The sequence below is a fragment of the Thiobacillus sp. genome, assembly GCF_024708915.1.
Window position 1 is genome coordinate 1 of record NZ_JANJXQ010000203.1, and the last position, 18,822, is coordinate 18,822.

The following is an 18,822-nucleotide window of genomic DNA, read 5'->3' on the forward strand; positions in this document are numbered from 1 at the left end:
GGCACCAGGCCACCCACCGCCAGCCGTGACTCAGGCATGGGCCGTGCGTCCGCCATCGGGTTCGATGAAGTGGCGCCGCTCGGCGTGCTCGCCCTGCTTGCCGGCGTTGAACTCGGACACCGGGCGGTGGTAGCCCATAACGCGCGTCCAGACTTCGCAGCGCTGGCGTTCGTGGTCCTGCAAAGGGATGTGTTCGGTGGTCGGGGACATGGTCGCTCCTTAGGTTGTGGGTAAAAGAATCAGTGGGCCTGCCCGCGGCGAGCGAGGAGTTCTTCGTCGCACTTGGGGCAGAACTCGTGCTCGCCTGCGAGATAGCCGTGCTTCGGGCAGATCGAGAAGGTGGGTGTGACCGTGATGTAGGGCAGGCGGAAGCGGGTCAGCGCGGTGCGCACGAGCTGCCGGCAGGCCTCTGACGTGGAGATGCGCTCGCGCATGTACAGGTGCAGCACGGTGCCGCCGGTGTAGCGGGTCTGCAGGTCGTCCTGGCGCAGCAGGGCCTCGAAGGGGTCGTCGGTGAAGCCCACCGGCAGTTGCGAGGAGTTGGTGTAGTAGGGCTGCTCCGCCGTGCCGGCCTGCAGGATGCCGGGCCAGCGCTTGCGGTCTTCCCTGGCGAAGCGGTAGGTCGTGCCCTCGGCCGGGGTGGCCTCCAGGTTGTAGAGGTTGCCGGTCGCTTCCTGGTAGTCGCGCATCTTGTCGCGCAGCCGATCGAGCAGGCGCAGCGCCAGGGCGTGGCCTTCCGAGTGAGTAATGTCATGGGCACCACCGCTGTAGTTGCGCACCATCTCGTTGATGCCGTTCACGCCGATGGTCGAGAAGTGGTTGCGCAGCGTGCCGAGGTAGCGCTTGGTGTAGGGGAACAGGCCGTTGTCCATCAGGCGCTGGATTTCCTTGCGCTTGATTTCCAGCCCGTTCCTCGCCATGTCGAGCAGCGCGTCGAGGCGGCGCAGCAATCCGGCTTCGTCGCCCTTGTACTCGTAGCCCAGGCGCGCGCAGTTGACCGTCACCACGCCGACCGAGCCGGTCTGCTCGGCCGAGCCGAACAGGCCGTTGCCGCGCTTCAGGAGTTCGCGCAGGTCGAGCTGCAGGCGGCAGCACATCGAACGGATGTGGTTCGGCTTCATCTCCGAATTGATGAAGTTCTGGAAGTAGGGCAGGCCGTAGCGCGCGGTCATGGCGAACAGGCGTTCGGCGTTTTCCGACTCCCAGGGGAAGTCCGGCGTCATGTTGTAGGTCGGGATCGGGAAGGTGAACACGCGGCCTTTGGCGTCGCCGGTAGTCATCACCTCGATGTAGGCACGGTTGATCATGTCCATCTCGACCTGCAGCTCGCCGTAGGTGAAGGACATTTCCTTGCCGCCGATCACCGGCACCTGCTCGCGCAGGTCCTCGGGGCAGGTCCAGTCGAAGGTGAGGTTGGTGAACGGCGTCTGGGTGCCCCAACGCGACGGCACGTTGAGGTTGTAGATCAGCTCCTGGATGCACTGGCGCACCTGGTCGTAGCTCATGCCGTCGTTGCGGATGAACGGCGCCATGTAGGTGTCGAACGACGAGAACGCCTGCGCGCCGGCCCATTCGTTCTGCAGCGTGCCGAGGAAGTTGACGATCTGGCCGACCGCGGAGGACATGTGCTTGGGCGGCCCCGCCTCGACCTTGCCCGGCACGCCGTTCAAGCCCTCGTGCAAGAGCGTGCGCAGCGACCAGCCGGCGCAGTAGCCGGCCAGCATGTCGAGGTCGTGGACGTGGATCGAGCCGTCGCGGTGCGCTTCGCCGAGCTCGGGCGGGTAGACGTGGTTGAGCCAGTAGTTGGCCACCACCTTGCCCGAGACGTTGAGGATCAGGCCGCCCAGGCTGTAGCCCTGGTTGGCGTTGGCGTTGACCCGCCAGTCCTGGCGCGACAGGTATTCGTTGATCGAGGATTCGACGTCGACCAGTGTCTTGCGGTCCTCGCGCAGCTTTTTGTGCGTTTCGCGATAGACGATGTAGGCACGCGCGGTAGCCAGGTGGTTGGCGGCAATCAGGCTCTGCTCGACCACATCCTGGATGCGCTCGATGCTCGGCGGGGCGTTGCGGAATTTGTGGATCAGCACCTTCACCACCTGGGCAGTGAGCAAGTCGGCTTCGGCTTCGCCGAATTCGCCGCTGGCCTGCCCGGCACGCAAAATGGCCGAACGTATCTTTGTGGCATCGAATATGGCCTGATGCCCGTCGCGCTTGATGACTTCGCGGGGCAGCGCTGCTATCACTGAATTCATTCCCATCGCCTCCTGATCAACATTTTGTGCATTGCCGACGTCAAACATACGACATCTTGTGTTCAAGTCAAGGAGAAATTAAGGTTGGCATATCCTGATAAACTTAAATATGTATTTTTTCATCGACTTATGGAGGCATAGCATGGGTATGATTCTGGAGTATCTGGGAGGCGACCACCGCGCCTGCGACGATTTGTTTGCATCCGCCGAAGCCGCCGTGGCGCAGAAGAACTGGGACAACGCGCGCAGCCTGTTCGACCGCTTTCAGGCAGCGATGGTGCATCATCTGAGGATGGAGGAAGAGGTGCTGTTCCCCGCGTTCGAAGCCCGTACCGGCAACACGATGGGGCCGACCTACGTCATGCGCACCGAGCACGAGCAGATGCGCGCCCTGCTGCAGGACATGGCGCGCGCGGCGCTGGCGGCCGACCACAACGGCTATCTCGGCCTGTCGGAAACGCTCAACATGCTGCTGCAGCAGCACAATCTGAAGGAGGAAAACATGCTCTACCCGATGTCCGATCAGGTGCTTGCGGCCGATAGCGAGGCACTGATCCGCAGCATGGATGCGGTGGCGAAGTGACCGCACGCAGTGTTGATGGCCGCGCCGGCTGACGAAATCCTCGTCGACGCCCGCTGGCTGGAACCGCCGCAGCCGATGGAACAGGTGCTGCACACGCTGGCCCTGCTGCAGCCCGGCCAGCACATCCGGCTGCTGCTGCATCGCCAACCTTTTCCGCTGTATGCCATCCTCGATAGCCGCGGCTACCGCCACGACACCGCGGCGCAGGCGGATGGAAGCTATGTAATCCTGATCCGGCCGGCGCAGGGCAATACGCTGCAGGAGCCCCCCACCGCATAGCGGCACAGGCAATGCCCGCCCAACCATGAGTATGCAAACCGGACTTTCCTTCGAACAGGCACCGCCATTCGCGCAGCCGCTGCGGTTCTTTCTCACCGCGCCGCTGTTCCTGCTGGCCGCCGCGGTCCTGATCATGCTGGCCCCCACTGCGCTGGCCTCGCGCTGGACGCTGCCGGCGCTCGCGCTCACTCACGCGCTGACGCTGGGTTTCCTCGCCATGGCGATGCTGGGTGCGCTGCTGCAGATGCTGCCGGTGGTGGCAGGGGCGGCATTGCCCGCGTCCCGCGGCGTGGCCGCGTCCACCCATTTTCTGCTTGCGGCCGGAACCGTGGCCCTGATGGCGGGCTTCCTCGGCGCAGACGCGCGTGCGCTCGCCGCCGCAATGCTCCTGCTGGGCTGCGGTTTTGCAGTTTTCCTCGCCGCAACGGCGATCGGCCTGCGGCGCGCGGTTGCCAGCGCCACGGTGACCGGCATGCGGCTCGCCGCGATCAGCCTCGGCCTGACCCTTCTCCTCGGCATGGCGCTCGCCAGCATGCGGGCCGGTGGATGGACACCAGCCAAAGACGAAATCTTCGTCGCCGCGCATGTCGGCTTCGGCCTGCTCGGCTGGATATTGCTGCTGGTGATCGGCGTCGCCTACCAGGTCGTGCCGATGTTCCAGATCACGCCGCCCTACCCTCCCCGGCTCATGCGCTGGCTGGCCGGCGCCATCCTTGCCTTGCTGCTGCTGCATGCGATTGCCCCGCTGCTGCCCGCGGCAACGGAAATCACCCTGCTCGCCGAAAGCGGTCTCGCCGCGGGGGTTCTGGTCTTCGCGCTGGCCACCTTGCGCCTGCAATCGCGGCGCCGCAGAAAGCTGCCCGACGTCACCCTGGATTTCTGGCGCGTCGGCATGGCCAGCCTGATCGCCGGCACGGCCGTCTGGCTGCTGGCCCGGCTCTGGCCGGCCTGGGCGGGCAGCGATGCCTATCCGCTATTGCTGGGCGTGCTGTTCGTCGCCGGCTTCGCCGTGAGCGTGGTCTGCGGCATGCTCTACAAGATCGTGCCCTTCCTCGCCTGGTTTCACCTGCAAGCCCAGTTGCAGGCGCGCGCGGGCAGCATCCCCACCATGAAGGACATGATTGCGGAACGCGCAAAGCGCTGGCAATTTCGTCTCCACCTCGGCGCCTGCATGCTGCTCATCGCCGCTCCGTTCTGGCCAAAGCTGCTGGCCGTCCCGGCGGGTATCGGACTGGCGCTCTCGGCGGTGCTGCTGGAGCTCAACCTGCTGTCAGCCGTGCGGCGTTTTTCCCGGCACGGCGGGCGCTTTTCCTAGTTTCGCGTCGGCGGCCCAGGCGGGGACGGCAAAGGCGGGCAACAAATCCGCCAGGGTGTAGGCGTCCAGACTGGCCAGAAAGGCGCGTCCCGCATCGAGCAGAACGGATTTGAGCGCACAGCCTGGCAACAGGCGGCATGCCGTGTCGCCTGGCCGGAAGCACTCGGCCAGTTCGAACCCGGTTTCCATGTCGCGCACCACATCGCCAATCCGGATCTGCTCGGGGGGACGCGCCAGCCGGAAGCCGCCCCCCTTGCCGCGCACCGTTTCGATGTAGCCCTTGACGCCCAACTGGTGTACCACGCGCGTCAGGTGGTGGCGGGAAATGCCGTGCTCGCTGGCGATCTCGGCTACCGTGACCCGGTCATCGGGATGCGCGCCCAGGTAAATCAGCACCCTCAGGGAAAAATCGGTAAAGCGGGTGAGTTGCATGGTGGCCAAACACGTCAAACAAAAACATATTATAAGCGCAGAAAATACGATCCCGTGCTTATAATATGTATTCCATTTACATCTATAGGACGACGTCCATGAGCACTCATCTGCATCTTCGCCAGGATCAGGTCTATCCGTTCGACGCGCGCGGAATCGCCAAGCGCTTCCGCCACGCCGCCATTTTCGGTGCGCTGGACGCGCTGAACTCGGGCGAGCGCATGCGTTTCGTCAACGACCACGATCCGCTGCCGCTGCTCGACCAGCTGCGCGCCCGCTATGGCGACGCCGTTGCGATCCAGTACCTGCAGCGCAACCCGGGGGAAATCGTGATCGACTTCGTCCGCACCTGAACGGCCCGGCGGTGTTGCCGGCGCTGGTGTTCCTCGCTCTGACCGCGTTTGCCGCGGCCTTGCTGTGGTCGCCCCACGCCGGCCGTGCCGCCGCCCTGCACCTGATTCTGGCGGTAGGCGCCATGCCGCTGATCTTCGGTGCCATGAGCCATTTCATCCCGGTGCTCACCCGCACCCGCAGCGCACCCGGCGCACTGGCTACCGTCCCCGTTCTGGCGCTGGCCGGCGGTGCGCTGGTGGTGGCCGCGCTCGGTTTTCCCGGCATGCTCTGGGGACAACAGGCAGGCGCGCTGCTGGCCGTAACCGCTGCCAGCGCGCTGTTCGTCTGGAGCCGCCGCCGGCGCGCCGGCATGCTGGGCCGTCCCCACCCCGGCCTGGACTGGTACGAAGCGGCGCTGGCCTGCCTCGTGGCGGCCCTGCTCGCGATTCTCGCCAGCACGGTCTGGCCGCAACAGGCGCCTGCCCTGCGCCGTCTCCACCTCCATCTCAACACGCTCGGCTTCGTCGGGCTGACCGCCATGGGTACCCTCGCCGTGCTGCTGCCGACCGTTGCCGGCAGGCCCGACCCGCAAACCAGCCCACGGCTGCGCCGCGATCTGCCCTGGGCCGTCGCCGGCACGCTGCTGGTCGCCGTCGGCGCGGCCTGGTTCGGCCCGCTCGCCTGGATCGGCGGCGCGCTATGGGCGGCCCCGCCGGCGCGGCTGGGAACCCGCTGGCTGCGGCTCTATCGCGCTGAAATCGTCGCGCTGCACGGTGCGGCGCCGCTGCTCGCCGCCGCGCTGGCGGGGCTCGTCGTCAGCGCGATGCTCGGCGCCGCGAACGCCATCCCCGCAGCGGCCACGTTGCATTCCGTCCAGCCGGCATGGGCCTTCGTCGCCGGATTCATCCTGCCCCTGGTATCCGGGGCGGCCAGCCAGTTGTTGCCGGTATGGCTGCGTCCTGGCATGCAGGGCGGCTGGCACGCCAGGCTGCGCGGCAATCTGGGGCGCTACGGCGGCGCCCGTGCCATCCTGTTCGCCATCGCCGGCGGCGCGGCCGGAACCGGTCAGGAATGGGGGCTGCTGCTGGGCGCCGTTACGCTGATCCTGTTTCTGCTGCAGGCCGGCGTCGCGCTGGCGCAGGCCTTGATCATCCAGCCAAGGAGTCCGTCATGAGCTACCCCGCCTTTTTCGATGCCGTCGCCCGCATCACGCTGTACGACCCGCTGGCCGAATTCCTCGGCACCACCGACAGCGGGCGGATCGAATACGGCTACCTCGATGCGGTCAAGCTCGCCGGGCATTCCTGCCCCACGGTGGCGGGCGCCTACCTGATGACCCGGCAGGCGCTCGGCAGGCTCTATCCGGACAGCCTGCCGGAGCGCGGCGGCATCCGCGTCGAATTCGGCGCGGCACAGACCGACGGCGTCACCGGCGTCATCGCTGCCGTGGCCGGCCTGTTGACCGGTGCGGCGGGCGAAGGCGGCTTCAAGGGCCTGGCGGGGCGGTTCAGCCGCCGCAATCTGCTGGCCTTTGCGGCCGGAAACGCCGCCGAAGCCCGTTTCAGCCGTCTCGACACCGGCGCGCGCGTGGCCGTCGCCTACCATCCCGAAGCCGTCCCCGCGCCGCCGGAACTGCAGGCGCTGATGCCGAGAATGCTGGCGGGAGCGGCGAGTGGCGCGGAACGGGCAGAATTCGGCCGGCTCTGGCAATTGCGGGTCAAGCGCATCCTGATCGACCATTGCGACGATCCGGCGCTGCTCGCATGCCGGGACGATCCGATGTCTGGCAGCGTCTAGACGAGGGGACGTTCGCCCCGGCTTCAGACCCTTGGCGCCCAGCCTTCGATCAGGGTGATGATGACGGCGTCGGCCTGCTCCGTCAGCACGAAACGCTGGTCCGAGAGAACCCAGCGGAAAGCCAGCCCCTGCACTGCGGCAATCAGGATGCAGGCATTCTGCTGGGGCACGATATCGGGGCGGATTTCGCCCTGCGCCTGCGCGGCGCTGATCAGGCCGGCGATGAAGTTCAGGAAGAACTGCACCAGTTCGTTCATGCGGTCGCGGAAAACGGGATCGCCGCTTTGCAGTTCTTCCGAGAACAGCAGGCGAGGGATACCGGGCTGCTGCTGGATGAAATTCAGATGGGCGCGGATGACCGCCTTCAGGCGTTCCAGTGGGGTCAGCTCCGCCAGGCCGAGGCCGGCCATTTCTTGCTGCAGCCGTTCCTGAATGGTGTCCACCAGGGCAAGCAGGACGTGGCTCTTGTTGCCGAAGTGGAGGAACAGGGTGGGCTGCGCGATGCCGACCGCCCTGGAAAGCGAACGGGTGGTAAGCCTGGCCACCCCTTCGTGGCGAATGATTTCCATCGCCGCCTCGATGATGTCATGGCGGCGGACTTCTGCGGATTTCCTTTTCTTGACGGTCACGGTGTTCGGCTGCCTGGCGCAATTGCAACATAAGGAATATAAGCGCCTGGCGGCTGTTGCGGAAATTTGCCGCGCCCGGGCGAAAGCGATCGGCAGCGGCGCGCGCCGCTGCCGAAAGCCGCCGCATCAGAGCTGTTCAGGAACAGCAGCTGCCTTCCTTGACGCCCGCTTTCTTGAGCATGAAAGCCAGCGGGCAGAAGCCGGTCACGCCGCTTTGCGCCAGATTGGCGCCGACAAAAGCGGTGAGCCAGAGCCAGGCCGGGTTGAAGAAATGGGCCAGGGCGATGCTGAGCAGCACCATCAGGCCTGCCATCAGATGTACGGTACGGTCTACGTTCATGAGAATCTCCATTCCAAAATTGTTGCAAGCACTAACGAAACAGCCGCGACCGCGTCGCGGCCCCGATCAGAACGCGTACGCAATGTTGACGTTGTACTGGTTCTGGTTGATCTTGATCGTGTTGGCCGGCCCAACACTGGAGGTCATATCGTTTTCAAAGGCATGGGTGTAGGCGAAGCTGCCGCTCACCTTGTCGCTGAACTTGCGTGTGAGCCCGAACGACAGGTGGTGCTCGACGATCGCGGTCGAACCGAGGTTGGAGTTGACGTCCTCACGGCCGATAGGCGACTTGCCGTAGTTGTAGCCGACGCTCACCGCCATCGGTCCCATGTCCTTTTTCACGCCGATCGCATAGACCGTCTGGTCGTCCCAGCCGAAGGCGAGGGCCGGGGGAATTCCGGCCGTTCCACCGGGATTGCTGACGCTGATGCGATTCATGACGTCGCTGAAGTAGATGCGCTTGACATCGAACTCGACCTGCAGCCCCGGCATCGGCTTGAAGGACAGACCCAGCGCCAGCGATGCGGGCATGTCCATGTCGAAGCTGACCGGCCCGTTGAGCGTGTTGTACTCCATCTTGGCGATATCCGTCTTGCTCGCGTAACTCAGGCCGGCCTGCAGCTTGGGATTGATCTTGTAGATCGCACCGAGTGTCGCGCCGAAGCCGAACTGCTGGTTTTGCGGGAGGCTGAACGCGGGCATCGTGAGCGCCATGCTTTGGTTGGCGATGTTGAGCGACGCGCCGAGCGTCAAGGCGTCGTTGACCTTGTACGCCGCCGCCGGCGAGAAGCGGAACACGGCCTTGGTCGTTGCGATCACCTGGTTGTTGGCCATCCCGACGAGATGGTCGGGCACGTTCACGCCCATCCCCGACACACCGCCCAGCCCCATGCCGAGGAACAGCCGGTCGTTGACGTTGAACACCGCCGCGCCGGTCGGCATCATGTACCAGTTCGAGTCGCTCTCCTGGCCGTTGACCTCGCGCGGCGGATTCAACAGGCCGAAGCCGAGATCCATGCGCACGTCCTTGATGCCGAGGTCGGCCATCCCGGCCGGGTTGACCAGCACGGTCGCGGCGTCCTGGGCCTGCGCGACGGTGGCGCCGCCCATCCCGGCCTGGGCGGCCGACATGGCGAACATCTGGTCGCCGTTGGTGGCGTGGGCGTTGTGCGCCCATGCAAAGAGGGCGGTCGATACGGCAGTTGCAACTAATTTTTTATTCATATTCTGATCTCCACAATTTGAGGGCGGGCGTTACTTGGAAAGGGGGGTCATCAGGTTGGCCGAAATGCCGGGCACGCCACGGAATTTCTGATGGCAGGCGACGCATCCCGTCATGATGTCGCTCATGTAGGAGGCCGCTTTCGGCATATCCCCCGCATCCGCCGCGTCCGCCAGCTTGAGCGCACTGCCTTCGACGATGTCGTTCATGGCCGGCAGCACCCCGAGGTCGTTGTCGGTCACCTGGTTCAGCGCAAAATAGGGCAGCAACCCGCCCTTGGGGATGCGATGGTTGGCCAGCCGCCGAGCCGCCTCGGACGCCTGTTCGGCGTTGTCGGTCGCCAGCGCCGAGGCGATGCTCTGGTATTCGGAGAGGATTTCATGCATGACCTGGCGCAGGGTCGTCTCCTTGGCGCGCCGCACATGGCCCGCATGCAGCTGCTGGATGGTGCCTTTGAGTTCGGGCGACAGCGCCATCACCTTCTGGCGCAGTTCCGGCTTGTACGTCTTCACCATCTGCTGCATCTCGGCCGGCATGGGAGCGGCGCCTTTGGGCGGTTCAGCGGCAGAGAGCCCGGACGATGCAAGACTGGCGGCCAATATCAGCGGGGTTAACAGGATTTTTTTCATGGGATCTCCAGGGTTGTGATGGCACAGGTCGAACACATGATCAATAGATCATGTGTTCGACCGATTATATAAATGAACTTTTTAAATAATGCAAGAAGATATTTAAGTCTGCATAAAAAAACGGATTGCGGCGTGCCCGGAATCATTCCGGTGCCATTCGTGCGGCATACGGATACAATTTCATCCTTCAGGCAGTGAATCAAAGCGCCGACAAGGCGCTGAACGAACTCGCCGCAGCCTTTTTCAGCGGTATTCCGCCGGCCAGAATCAATACGGGGCACGGTGCCGGGCGCAAGCTCCGGTCGGGCCTGTCAACGGTATTTATAAGGATCAGAATGAAACGCGTGGATGATTTCCGCCTGCGCTTTGGCAAACAGGAGCTGGTGCCGATCGTCATCGGCGGCATGGGGGTGGACATTTCGACCGTCGAACTGGCGCTCGAAGTGGCGCGCCTCGGCGGTATCGGCCATATTTCCGACGCCATGGTGCAGACCGTGTCCGACCGCCGCTTCGACACCAATTACGTCAGCCAGAAGCTGAAGAAGTACAAGGCCAACGTCGCCAGCAGCGACAAGTCTGCGGTCCATTTCAACCTCGCGGAACTCGAAGAGGCGACGCGCAGCCACGTCCTCCATGCCATGGAAGCCAAGCGCGGCGACGGCATGATCTTCATCAACTGCATGGAGAAGCTGACCATGAACGCGCCGCGCGAGACGCTGCGCATGCGCCTTTCCGCCGCGCTCGACGCCGGCATCGACGGCATCACGCTGTCGGCCGGCCTGCACCTCGGCTCGTTCGCGCTGATCGAGGACCACCCGCGCTTTCGCGACGCCAAACTCGGCATCATCGTCTCCTCGCCGCGCGCGCTGGCGATGTTCCTGCGCAAGAACGCGCGGCTGCAGCGGCTGCCGGACTACGTCGTGGTGGAAGGCCCGCTCGCCGGCGGCCATCTCGGCTTCGGCCCGGACTGGGCGCAATACGACTTGCGCACCATCGTCGACGAAGTGCTGGCTTTCCTCAAAGCCGAGCACCTCGACATTCCGGTGATCGCTGCCGGCGGCATTTTCACCGGCAGCGATGCCGCGGCCTTTCTCGAACAGGGCGCGGCGGCGGTGCAGGTGGCGACCCGCTTCACCGTCACCCGCGAGTGCGGCCTGCCGGACAAGGTCAAACAGGAATATTTCAGGGCCAGCGAGGACGACATCGAGGTCAACACCATTTCGCCGACCGGCTACCCGATGCGCATGCTCAAGGGCAGCCCCGGCATCGGCGCCGGCATCCGCCCCAACTGCGAAGCCTACGGCTACCTGCTCGACGCCAGCGGCCGCTGCGCCTACATCGACGCCTACAACAGTCAGGTGGAACGGCACCCGGGCGCGAAGAAGGTGAAAGTCTTCGACAAGACCTGCCTGTGCACCCACATGCGCAACTTCGACATCTGGACCTGCGGCCAGACCGCCTGGCGCCTGAAGGACACCACCCGCCGCGCGCCGGACGGCAGCTATCAGGTGCTCAGCGCCGAACAGGTGTTCCACGACTATCAGTTCAGCGTCGACCACAAAATCGCGCTGCCGGCCTGAAGCGCACGCGCTGCCGCTCGCCGGAAAGATCTTTTCCGGCAGCCTGGAAAGCCGGTTATGCCGCCATCAGGCGCCGCGCCATGCCGGCCAGCGGCGCGGGCAGGCGCTGCAACACCGCCTCGGGGTCGAGGGCGTCGAGCAGATTCTTGACGGTGAGGCCAAGCTCGGTGTCGCCTTCGCTCACCAGGCGGCGGCTGAAAAAGAGGGTGTCGGGGTCTTCGCGCCGGCCCAGCAGCAGCAGGAAATCGCGGGCGGTGGCGCTGATGGTGAGCTCGGGCGCGCCGCTGTCCGGCGCGAATCCGCGCGCCGTGACGGTAAAGCGCAGGCTGAGCCCGAGATCCTTGACGCGGATGGCGTAGCGCCGGCCGGCCAGCGGCTGCCAGTCGAGCGTTTTCAGTGCCGGCCACAACAGCCGGTTGGCCGCCAGCGAAAACGTCAGACTGGGCGGCGCGGCGGGAAGCCGGGCGACCGCGTTGGCAAGCTGCGGGGGCAAGGCGAGATTCAGCATGATGGCTCCTGTGCTCAATGGATCGGTGGTCTGCTTTCTAGCGCACGGCGTCGGCCCAGTTGTTGGGGGTTTCGTACAGCCGCACCCGCTGCAGCCGCAGCTGGTTGCCGTAGCCGTCGAGGTAGGCCGCGTCGAGGATGCGGAACGCCTCGTTCGCAAGATTTTCCGCCGTGGGCACGACCGGCAGCACCACGGTCTTGTGTCCAGCCAGCGTCGCCAGGAAGTCGACCACTTCGCGATCGCCCTGGTAGACCAGGAAGGCATGATCCCAGCGGTCGACCAGCGCGGCATTGGCGATGTTTTTCACTTCGGAGAAGTCCATCACCATGCCCTGCATCGCCGCACCTTCGGTATCAATGATCTCGCCGGAAAGGCTGATCTCGATGGCGTAGCGATGGCCGTGCAGGTGCCGGCACTGGCTGGCGTGATGGGGAATGCGGTGGCCGGCGTCGAATTCCAGTCTGCGTGTAATCAGCATGCTTGCTGCGTCCCGTATTCCAGTCCCGCCCGGCCATGCCAGTAGCCGTCGACCGACGGCCCGGGCATGATGCGCGCCAGCGCATCGGCGGCGTTGCTCTCGCCCGCCAGCGCCGCCCGGAAAGCTTCGACCACGCGCCCCATGTGACGCGACTGCGGCGACAGGCGCAGGCTGGCGATGCCGAGCTGGCGCAGGGCCGGCAGCTCGCCAATCAGGTTGTAGACCCCGGCGGACTGCGTCTGGATGCCGTTGAGCGTGAGGAAGGGCGCACCCTCGCGGGTGGCCAGCGGCAGCCCATCCGGATGGTCGAGGCAGCGGAACTGGCAGTCGTCCTTGGGCAGGTTGTAGTGGCGCGCGGTGAAGCAGCGCGCCGAATACGCCAGCGGCAGGCGGCCGTAGACGAACAGTTCCGTTTCCATGCCGGCCGGCGCGCGTTCGAGCAGCGACGCCAGCGCGGCGCGCGAGGTTTCCACCGGCGGCAGCCAGCGCCGCGCGCCGAGACCGGCGAGCACCTCCAGCGTTTCCGGGTTGTAGACATTCAGCGTCGGGCCGGCGACGAAGGGCACGCCCGCTTCGGACAGCAGCCGCACCGCGCCCCATTCGTTGGCTTCGACCAGGAAACGGCCGTCGCCCACGATCCGGCGCAGCGTCTTCAGATCGGATTCCGACTCGATCAGCGTCTGGGTGGAGAGCGCCACTTCCTTGCCGGCTGCGGCAAGCTGTTCCGCCACGGCAAGCCAGTCCGGCAAGCGCAGCAGATGACGGCGCGAGCACACGCTTTCACCCAGGTACACGCGCGTCACCGGCCAGTGTTTTGCCTCATCGTAGAAAGCGAGGACGTCGTCGCGCGACCAGTAATACAGGAGGGGACCGAGAATCAGGTTCATGATGCGTTAGGCGTTAGGCGTAAAGGGTTAGGCGGGGACAGGCACGGGCCGAGGCTTTGCGCCTCGCGCCTGACGCCTCGCGCAGGGCGCTCACTTCCACGGCCGGTGGTAGGCGCCGAGCGTATGGCTCTGCCCTTCCGACAGCTTGTTGAGTTCGGCCTGCCAGGCCGGCGCGGGCTTGAAGCCGGCGGCGTCTTTCTTCACCGCATCGATGGCGGCGCGCCACACCTTCGTCACCTGCGCCACGTAGGCCGGACTGCGCTGGCGGCCTTCGATCTTGATCGCGGCGATGCCGATCTTCAACATCTCGGGCAAGAGGTCGAGGGTGTTGAGGCTGGTGGGTTCCTCGATGGCGTAGTAGGTTTCGCCGCCGACGTCGAAGCGGCCCTTGCACAGCGTCGGGTAGCCGGCCTTTTCGTCCTTGCCGTAGCGGTCGAGCAGCACGCCGTTCAGGCGCGATTCCAGACCGGCCGGCGTGTCCGTCCACTGCACCGCCTTCGCCGGCGAGCACACGCCCGCCGAGTTGGGCGATTCGCCGGTGCAGTACGACGACAGCAGGCAGCGCCCCTCCACCATCACGCACAGGCCACCGAAGCCGAACAGTTCGATCTCGACGTCGGTGTGCCTCACCACGTTTTCCACCTGCGGCAGCGACAGCACGCGCGGCAGCACGGCGCGCTGGATGCCGAAATGCTCGCGGTAGAAATTCACCGCCTCGTAGCTGGTGGCCGAACCCTGCACCGACAGATGCAGGCGAAGCTGCGGATGGTTCTTCACCGCATAGCGCATCAGCCCGGGGTCGGCGAGGATCACCGCGTCCATGCCGAGTTTCGCGGCGCGGTCGACCGCGCCGGTCCAGCGCGCCCAGGTATCGGACTGCGGATAGGTGTTGAGCGCGAGCAGCACCTTGCGGCCGCGCTCGTGTGCGTAGCGCAGGCCTTCCGCCGCCTGCGCCTCGTCGAAGTTGAGGCCGGGGAAGGCGCGCGCGTTGGTGTTGTCGCGGAACCCCATGTAGACCGCATCGGCGCCGTTGTCGATGGCGGCCTTGAGCGAAACCAGGCTGCCCGCCGGGCAGATCAGATCAAGCGGCATGACTATTCTCCTTCCATATCTGGCCTGCACGGGCACCCTGGCGGCTATCGCGCCGCGCCAGTTCGTCGGCGATGCCGTTCAGTACGTCCCATTTCTTCGCGCACCACGCGGGCGCCAGCAGCATGTCGGGCGCGGCGGTGCCGGTGACGCGGTGGTACACCACCTGCCACGGCGTGCGCTCGATCAGGTCGGCGGCGATGCGCAGGTAATCCGTCTCGGCCAGCGGGGTGTACTCGCCGCGCTTCCATTCGATCGCCAGCCGGGTGTGCTTCACCACGTGCAGCGGGTGCAGCTTGAGGCCGTCGACGCCGACCTCGAGCACGCGGTCGAGGCTCGCATGGCTGTGCGATGCGTCCTCGCCGGGCAGGCCGACGATGAGATGGCAGCACACCGGGATGCCGCGCGCCCGCGCCGCCCGCGTCGCCGCCTCGTATTCGGCGAAGCCGTGGCCGCGGTTGACGCGCACCAGGGTGGCGTCGAAGGACGACTGCAGGCCGAGTTCCAGCCACACCTCGTGGCCGCGGTCGCGGTACTCCGCCAGCAGATCCAGCACCGGAACCGGCACGCAGTCGGGCCGCGTACCGATCGACAGCCCCATCACGTCGGGCGCCGCCAGCGCGGCGTCGTACAGCGCGCGCAGCTCGTCCACATGCGCATAGGTATTGGTGTAGGCCTGGAAATAGGCGATGAAGCGGCGCGCGCCGGTGCCCCGCGCAATGCGGCCGCGCGCACGCTCGAACTGCGCGGCCAGCGGCGCCGGATCGCGCGCCCCCGGGGCGAAGGACTTGTTGTTGCAGAAAGTGCAGCCGCCGATGCCCTTGCTGCCGTCGCGATTGGGGCAGGTGAAGCCGGCATCGAGCGCGACCTTGTGCACCCGCTCGCCGTGCCGCTCCAGCATGGCGCGGCCGAAGCTGTGGATGCGGTCGGTGAAGCTGCTCACGCCGCGGTGGCCGCCGGCTTGCCGCCGGTGAGCAGGTAGTCGATCAGCGCCTGCACCGGCCGGATCGCCCGGCCGAACGGCAGGCTTTCGCTGCCGCGGAAGAACAGGCCTTTGTTGACGTCGCCCTTGAGCGCGGCCACCAGCTGCGAATCGATGCAGAACTGTCCGGCTTTCTTGAGGCCGTCGCGCAAGCCGCATTGCGCCAGACAATGCAGGCCGATGGCGCAGCGTCCGGGGTCGGCCTTCGCCACCGCCTGCAGCCTGGATTCGCGCTTGAGGTAGTTGGCGAGCCATGGCGTTTTCACCGCGCGCGCGGGCAGCCCCGCCACGCTCATGAACGTGACGATGTCTTCAGGCTGCGCATCGAGCAGCACACGCTTGAAGTTGGGATGGGCATCGCCTTCCTCGGTCACGGCAAACGGCGTGCCGACCTGCGCTGCGCTCGCCCCCAGCGCCAGCGCAGCCAGCACTTTCTCGTGGCTGTTGAAGCCGCCGCCGACGATGACCGGAATCTGCCCGCGCGCGATGCCCTGCTCGTCGAAAACCTTGAAAATGCCGGGCAATACCGTGGCGAAATCGAAACGCGCATTCGCCAGTTCGGCCGGGTCAGGCGCGCCGAGATGGCCGCCTGCGTAGCGCGGGTGCTCGATCACGATGGCATCCGGCAGCCGCCCCTTGCGCGCCCACTTCTTCAGCACGACGGCGACGCCGCGCGCATCCGACAGGATCGGAATCAGCGCAACGCCGGGATGGTCGGCGGCGAGCTCCGGCAGATCGAGCGGCAGCCCCGCGCCCATCACGATCGCCTGCGCGCCCGAGGCGCACGCCTGCCGCACGTAGTCCGGATACGCCTCCACGGCCTTCATCACGTTGACCGCGACCAGGCCATGGCCGGCCGCGATGGCGAGCGCAGCCTTGATTTCCCGGTCGAGCGCGATGAAATTGAGGCGGTTGAGCTCGTCCTTGTCGCGGCAGCGCTGCGACCGTTCCAACAGATCAGGGTGATGATGCCGCAGGTCGATACTCGCTATCGTTCCCATCGCGCCGGCACGCGCCACCGCCCCGGCCAGCCGGTGGGCCGACACGCCCACGCCCATCCCTCCCTGCACGATGGGCAGCAGGGTATGGCCGCGAATGGCAAACGATGTGGGCGCAGGCATGCCGGTCTTTCCATCCTCTACAAAATTGCCGTCTATTATAGCAACTTGAAGACCCGCTTATCTTATATAAACATCGGTCCGTTTCCGCGAGCGCAAGGCCGGGGTTCACCCACCCAGCCTAAACGCCTACAATGCGGGGTCTGACTGGCTGGCCTCTTACCGCATGTTCACCGGCATCATCCAGGCCATTGGCCGCATCCACGAATACGAAGCGCGCGGCGCCGACGCGCGCATGCTCATCCACGGCGGCGGTCTCGACCTTTCCGACGTCGGCCTGGGCGACAGCATCGCGGTCAACGGCGTGTGCCTGACCGCGGTGGCGCTGACGCCCGACAGCTTCAGCGTCGACGTCTCCGCCGAGACCCTGCGCGTCACGGCGGGTTTCACGCCGGGTGCCGAGGTCAACCTGGAGAAGGCGCTGCGGCTGGCCGACCGGCTCGGCGGGCATCTGGTGTCGGGACACGTCGACGGGGTCGGCACGGTGCACCGCTTCGCCCCGGCGGGCGAGTCGCACCTGCTGGAAATCGACGCGCCGCGCGAGCTTGCGCGCTACATCATCCGCAAGGGCTCGATCGCGGTGAACGGCGTGTCGCTCACGGTCAACCGCGTGGACGGCGCACGCTTCGCGCTCAACCTCATCCCGCATACGCTGGAAATGACCACGCTCAAGCACCTGCAGGCGGATAGCCGCGTCAACCTGGAAGTCGACATGATCGCGCGCTATGTCGAGCGCATGATGCCATTCACCAACGTCACGGATAAAGATTAAGTCAGGAACAACAACCGATGAGCCTCGCCTCCACCCTGGAAATTATCGAAGAACTCAAGGCCGGCCGCATGGTCGTGCTGGTCGACGAGGAAGATCGCGAAAACGAGGGCGACCTGGTGATGGCCGCCGAGCACGTCACCCCCGACGCGATCAATTTCATGGCCCGATACGGGCGCGGACTGATCTGCCTGACGCTGACCGACGCGCGCTGCCGCCAGCTCGGCCTGAAGCAGATGGTCTCCGACAACCAGACCCCGCACGGCACCGCGTTCACGGTGTCGATCGAGGCGGCCACAGGCGTGACCACCGGCATTTCCGCGGCCGACCGCGCAATCACCATCCAGGCCGCGGTGAAACGGGCCGCCCAGCCTGCCGACATCATCCAGCCCGGCCACATCTTCCCGCTGCGCGCGCAGCCCGGCGGCGTGCTGGTGCGCGCCGGCCACACCGAGGCCGGCTGCGACCTCGCTGGGCTGGCAGGACTGGAGCCCGCGTCGGTGATCTGCGAAATCCTCAAGGACGACGGCACCATGGCGCGGCTGCCCGACCTGATCCCGTTCGCCCAGGAGCACGGCCTGAAAATCGGCGCCATCGCCGACCTGATCCATTACCGCAACCAGACCGAAAGCCTGGTCGAGCGCGCTGCCGACCGCCTGATCCAGACGGTGTACGGCGCGTTCCGCCTGATCGCCTACCGCGACAAATGTGCCAAGGAAACCCACCTTGCGCTGGTCAAGGGCGAAATCCACGCCGACCGCGAAACCCTGGTGCGCGTGCACGAGCCGCTCTCGGTGATGGATTTCCTCGACGTCACCGGCGGCGGCCATTCGTGGCCGATCATGGGCGCGATGGAACGCATCGCCGAATCGCAGTCCGGCGTGCTGGTTTTACTGCATCGGCCGGAAACCGCCGATGCGCTGCTGCACCGCATCAACCCGGCGCCGGTCGACAGCCGCAAATACGACCTGCGCGACTACGGCATCGGGGCGCAGATCCTGCGCGACCTCGGCGTCGTCAAAATGAAGCTGCTGGCCAGCCCGCGCAAGATGCCCGCGATGGACGGGTTCGGGCTGGAAGTCACCGGCTATTCCGAAAAAGCATGATCCACTGAAGACAAGGACGCACCATGGGAAGCAAGAAGGACTATTTCTCCGAACTCGACCCGGCCTACCAGGGCAAGGGACTGAAATTCGGCATCGTTATGAGCCGTTTCAACCGGGACATCTGCGAAGGCCTGCTGTCGGCCTGCGAAGCCGAACTGCTGCGGCTTGGCGTGTCCCGTGACGACGTGCTGCTGGTCAACGTTCCGGGCGCACTGGAACATCCGCTGGCCTTGCAGGAACTGGCGCTGTCCGAGAAATACGATGCGCTCATCGCTCTCGGCGCAGTGGTGCGTGGCGACACCTACCATTTCGAAGTCGTCTCGAACGAATCCGCACGCGGTATTCTCGACGTCCAGTTGAAAACCGGCGTGCCGATCGCCAATGCCATCATCACCGTCGACACCGAAGAGCAGGGCCACGCACGCATGGCCGAAAAAGGCCGCGACGCCGCCCGCACTGCGATCGAAATGGCCAACCTGCTGAAACGCCTCTGA

At 65.7% G+C, this 18,822-nt stretch carries 23 protein-coding genes; 10 read left to right on the forward strand and 13 right to left on the reverse strand.

The features are described from left to right. Positions 1 to 30: 30 nt before the first annotated feature. Complete coding sequence (gene nrdD / locus Q0L94_RS13760) at positions 31 to 210, reverse strand: anaerobic ribonucleoside-triphosphate reductase (protein WP_296754106.1); 180 nt, start codon at positions 208 to 210, stop codon at positions 31 to 33. Between the two features lie 29 nt (positions 211 to 239). Further along, the gene (locus Q0L94_RS13765) at positions 240 to 2,252 is read right to left on the reverse strand and encodes a ribonucleoside triphosphate reductase (protein ID WP_296754109.1); all 2,013 of its coding nucleotides are present in this window, start codon (positions 2,250 to 2,252) and stop codon (positions 240 to 242) included. A 142-nt stretch (positions 2,253 to 2,394) separates the two neighbouring features. On the opposite strand from Q0L94_RS13765, the gene Q0L94_RS13770 reads away from it, so the two are divergent. Genes Q0L94_RS13770 through Q0L94_RS13780 form a run of 3 tightly spaced genes read left to right on the forward strand, consistent with a single transcriptional unit; the run spans position 2,395 to position 4,429 of the window. Next, complete coding sequence (locus tag Q0L94_RS13770) at positions 2,395 to 2,835, forward strand: hemerythrin domain-containing protein (protein WP_296754112.1); 441 nt, start codon at positions 2,395 to 2,397, stop codon at positions 2,833 to 2,835. 15 nt (positions 2,836 to 2,850) lie between these two features. Further along, entirely contained in the window at positions 2,851 to 3,114 is a 264-nt protein-coding gene (locus Q0L94_RS13775) for a DUF2249 domain-containing protein (protein WP_296754115.1), read from the forward strand. Positions 3,115 to 3,139: 25 nt separating this feature from the next. After that, entirely contained in the window at positions 3,140 to 4,429 is a 1,290-nt protein-coding gene (locus Q0L94_RS13780; RefSeq protein ID WP_296754118.1) for a hypothetical protein, read from the forward strand. Here the strand turns inward: Q0L94_RS13780 and Q0L94_RS13785 are convergent. Continuing rightward, complete coding sequence (locus Q0L94_RS13785) at positions 4,385 to 4,861, reverse strand: Rrf2 family transcriptional regulator (RefSeq protein WP_296754121.1); 477 nt, start codon at positions 4,859 to 4,861, stop codon at positions 4,385 to 4,387. The genes Q0L94_RS13780 and Q0L94_RS13785 overlap by 45 nt on opposite strands. 98 nt (positions 4,862 to 4,959) lie before the next feature. Between Q0L94_RS13785 and Q0L94_RS13790 the strand changes: the two genes are divergently transcribed. From Q0L94_RS13790 to Q0L94_RS13800, 3 genes are read left to right on the forward strand one after another with little or no spacing between them, the layout of a single operon-like run. Continuing rightward, entirely contained in the window at positions 4,960 to 5,214 is a 255-nt protein-coding gene (locus Q0L94_RS13790; RefSeq protein ID WP_296754124.1) for a DUF2249 domain-containing protein, read from the forward strand. 26 nt (positions 5,215 to 5,240) lie between these two features. Beyond that, positions 5,241 to 6,368: a hypothetical protein gene (locus Q0L94_RS13795; protein WP_296754126.1), complete on the forward strand. Its 1,128-nt coding sequence runs from the start codon at positions 5,241 to 5,243 to the stop codon at positions 6,366 to 6,368. Continuing rightward, positions 6,365 to 6,991 carry an FmdE family protein gene (locus tag Q0L94_RS13800; RefSeq protein ID WP_296754129.1) on the forward strand — a complete coding sequence of 209 codons (627 nt, stop codon included), beginning with the start codon at positions 6,365 to 6,367 and terminating at the stop codon, positions 6,989 to 6,991. The genes Q0L94_RS13795 and Q0L94_RS13800 overlap by 4 nt, the downstream gene beginning before the upstream one ends. Positions 6,992 to 7,014: 23 nt before the next feature. On the opposite strand, the gene Q0L94_RS13805 is transcribed toward Q0L94_RS13800, so the two are convergent. From Q0L94_RS13805 to Q0L94_RS13820, 4 genes are all read right to left on the reverse strand, one after another. After that, complete coding sequence (locus Q0L94_RS13805) at positions 7,015 to 7,620, reverse strand: TetR/AcrR family transcriptional regulator (protein ID WP_296754131.1); 606 nt, start codon at positions 7,618 to 7,620, stop codon at positions 7,015 to 7,017. Positions 7,621 to 7,756: 136 nt separating this feature from the next. Further along, entirely contained in the window at positions 7,757 to 7,960 is a 204-nt protein-coding gene (locus Q0L94_RS13810) for a DUF2892 domain-containing protein (RefSeq protein ID WP_296754135.1), read from the reverse strand. A gap of 66 nt (positions 7,961 to 8,026) precedes the next feature. Beyond that, positions 8,027 to 9,184 carry an outer membrane protein transport protein gene (locus Q0L94_RS13815; RefSeq protein ID WP_296754137.1) on the reverse strand — a complete coding sequence of 386 codons (1,158 nt, stop codon included), beginning with the start codon at positions 9,182 to 9,184 and terminating at the stop codon, positions 8,027 to 8,029. 30 nt (positions 9,185 to 9,214) lie between these two features. Next, entirely contained in the window at positions 9,215 to 9,811 is a 597-nt protein-coding gene (locus Q0L94_RS13820; protein ID WP_296754140.1) for a hypothetical protein, read from the reverse strand. A gap of 335 nt (positions 9,812 to 10,146) precedes the next feature. On the opposite strand from Q0L94_RS13820, the gene Q0L94_RS13825 reads away from it, so the two are divergent. Further along, positions 10,147 to 11,391 carry a nitronate monooxygenase gene (locus Q0L94_RS13825; protein ID WP_296754143.1) on the forward strand — a complete coding sequence of 415 codons (1,245 nt, stop codon included), beginning with the start codon at positions 10,147 to 10,149 and terminating at the stop codon, positions 11,389 to 11,391. A gap of 55 nt (positions 11,392 to 11,446) precedes the next feature. On the opposite strand, the gene Q0L94_RS13830 is transcribed toward Q0L94_RS13825, so the two are convergent. The 6 genes from Q0L94_RS13830 to Q0L94_RS13855 form a co-directional block, all read right to left on the reverse strand. Beyond that, positions 11,447 to 11,899, reverse strand: coding sequence for an SCP2 sterol-binding domain-containing protein (locus Q0L94_RS13830; RefSeq protein WP_296754145.1), 453 nt, complete (start codon positions 11,897 to 11,899; stop codon positions 11,447 to 11,449). A 37-nt stretch (positions 11,900 to 11,936) separates the two neighbouring features. Next, on the reverse strand, positions 11,937 to 12,377 hold the full coding sequence (queD, locus tag Q0L94_RS13835; RefSeq protein ID WP_296754149.1) for a 6-carboxytetrahydropterin synthase QueD: 441 nt from the start codon (positions 12,375 to 12,377) through the stop codon (positions 11,937 to 11,939). Next, positions 12,371 to 13,264, reverse strand: coding sequence for a U32 family peptidase (locus Q0L94_RS13840; RefSeq protein WP_296754153.1), 894 nt, complete (start codon positions 13,262 to 13,264; stop codon positions 12,371 to 12,373). The genes queD and Q0L94_RS13840 overlap by 7 nt, the downstream gene beginning before the upstream one ends. Positions 13,265 to 13,354: 90 nt before the next feature. Then, positions 13,355 to 14,356 carry a peptidase U32 family protein gene (locus tag Q0L94_RS13845; RefSeq protein WP_296754156.1) on the reverse strand — a complete coding sequence of 334 codons (1,002 nt, stop codon included), beginning with the start codon at positions 14,354 to 14,356 and terminating at the stop codon, positions 13,355 to 13,357. Further along, positions 14,346 to 15,296, reverse strand: coding sequence for a TIGR01212 family radical SAM protein (locus tag Q0L94_RS13850; RefSeq protein ID WP_296754159.1), 951 nt, complete (start codon positions 15,294 to 15,296; stop codon positions 14,346 to 14,348). The genes Q0L94_RS13845 and Q0L94_RS13850 overlap by 11 nt, the downstream gene beginning before the upstream one ends. After that, positions 15,293 to 16,456: a nitronate monooxygenase family protein gene (locus Q0L94_RS13855; RefSeq protein WP_296754162.1), complete on the reverse strand. Its 1,164-nt coding sequence runs from the start codon at positions 16,454 to 16,456 to the stop codon at positions 15,293 to 15,295. The genes Q0L94_RS13850 and Q0L94_RS13855 overlap by 4 nt, the downstream gene beginning before the upstream one ends. A gap of 163 nt (positions 16,457 to 16,619) precedes the next feature. Here Q0L94_RS13855 and Q0L94_RS13860 point away from each other — a divergent pair, with 163 nt between their 5' ends. Genes Q0L94_RS13860 through ribH form a run of 3 tightly spaced genes read left to right on the forward strand, consistent with a single transcriptional unit; the run spans position 16,620 to position 18,822 of the window. Further along, positions 16,620 to 17,225 carry a riboflavin synthase gene (locus tag Q0L94_RS13860; protein WP_296754164.1) on the forward strand — a complete coding sequence of 202 codons (606 nt, stop codon included), beginning with the start codon at positions 16,620 to 16,622 and terminating at the stop codon, positions 17,223 to 17,225. A 17-nt stretch (positions 17,226 to 17,242) separates the two neighbouring features. Next, the gene (gene ribBA, locus Q0L94_RS13865; RefSeq protein ID WP_296754168.1) at positions 17,243 to 18,328 is read left to right on the forward strand and encodes a bifunctional 3,4-dihydroxy-2-butanone-4-phosphate synthase/GTP cyclohydrolase II; all 1,086 of its coding nucleotides are present in this window, start codon (positions 17,243 to 17,245) and stop codon (positions 18,326 to 18,328) included. Between the two features lie 23 nt (positions 18,329 to 18,351). After that, entirely contained in the window at positions 18,352 to 18,822 is a 471-nt protein-coding gene (ribH, locus tag Q0L94_RS13870) for a 6,7-dimethyl-8-ribityllumazine synthase (protein WP_296754171.1), read from the forward strand.

Bases quoted from the DNA above. Each gene is read 5' to 3' on its own strand.
- nrdD (WP_296754106.1), bottom strand. From the start codon at position 210: ATGTCCCCGACCACCGAACACATCCCTTTGCAGGACCACGAACGCCAG.
- Q0L94_RS13765 (WP_296754109.1), bottom strand. From the start codon at position 2,252: ATGAATTCAGTGATAGCAGCGCTGCCCCGCGAAGTCATCAAGCGCGAC.
- Q0L94_RS13770 (WP_296754112.1), top strand. From the start codon at position 2,395: ATGGGTATGATTCTGGAGTATCTGGGAGGCGACCACCGCGCCTGCGAC.
- Q0L94_RS13775 (WP_296754115.1), top strand. From the start codon at position 2,851: ATGGCCGCGCCGGCTGACGAAATCCTCGTCGACGCCCGCTGGCTGGAA.
- Q0L94_RS13780 (WP_296754118.1), top strand. From the start codon at position 3,140: ATGAGTATGCAAACCGGACTTTCCTTCGAACAGGCACCGCCATTCGCG.
- Q0L94_RS13785 (WP_296754121.1), bottom strand. From the start codon at position 4,861: ATGCAACTCACCCGCTTTACCGATTTTTCCCTGAGGGTGCTGATTTAC.
- Q0L94_RS13790 (WP_296754124.1), top strand. From the start codon at position 4,960: ATGAGCACTCATCTGCATCTTCGCCAGGATCAGGTCTATCCGTTCGAC.
- Q0L94_RS13800 (WP_296754129.1), top strand. From the start codon at position 6,365: ATGAGCTACCCCGCCTTTTTCGATGCCGTCGCCCGCATCACGCTGTAC.
- Q0L94_RS13810 (WP_296754135.1), bottom strand. From the start codon at position 7,960: ATGAACGTAGACCGTACCGTACATCTGATGGCAGGCCTGATGGTGCTG.
- Q0L94_RS13815 (WP_296754137.1), bottom strand. From the start codon at position 9,184: ATGAATAAAAAATTAGTTGCAACTGCCGTATCGACCGCCCTCTTTGCA.
- Q0L94_RS13820 (WP_296754140.1), bottom strand. From the start codon at position 9,811: ATGAAAAAAATCCTGTTAACCCCGCTGATATTGGCCGCCAGTCTTGCA.
- Q0L94_RS13825 (WP_296754143.1), top strand. From the start codon at position 10,147: ATGAAACGCGTGGATGATTTCCGCCTGCGCTTTGGCAAACAGGAGCTG.
- Q0L94_RS13830 (WP_296754145.1), bottom strand. From the start codon at position 11,899: ATGCTGAATCTCGCCTTGCCCCCGCAGCTTGCCAACGCGGTCGCCCGG.
- queD (WP_296754149.1), bottom strand. From the start codon at position 12,377: ATGCTGATTACACGCAGACTGGAATTCGACGCCGGCCACCGCATTCCC.
- Q0L94_RS13840 (WP_296754153.1), bottom strand. From the start codon at position 13,264: ATGAACCTGATTCTCGGTCCCCTCCTGTATTACTGGTCGCGCGACGAC.
- Q0L94_RS13845 (WP_296754156.1), bottom strand. From the start codon at position 14,356: ATGCCGCTTGATCTGATCTGCCCGGCGGGCAGCCTGGTTTCGCTCAAG.
- Q0L94_RS13855 (WP_296754162.1), bottom strand. From the start codon at position 16,456: ATGCCTGCGCCCACATCGTTTGCCATTCGCGGCCATACCCTGCTGCCC.
- Q0L94_RS13860 (WP_296754164.1), top strand. From the start codon at position 16,620: ATGTTCACCGGCATCATCCAGGCCATTGGCCGCATCCACGAATACGAA.
- ribBA (WP_296754168.1), top strand. From the start codon at position 17,243: ATGAGCCTCGCCTCCACCCTGGAAATTATCGAAGAACTCAAGGCCGGC.
- ribH (WP_296754171.1), top strand. From the start codon at position 18,352: ATGGGAAGCAAGAAGGACTATTTCTCCGAACTCGACCCGGCCTACCAG.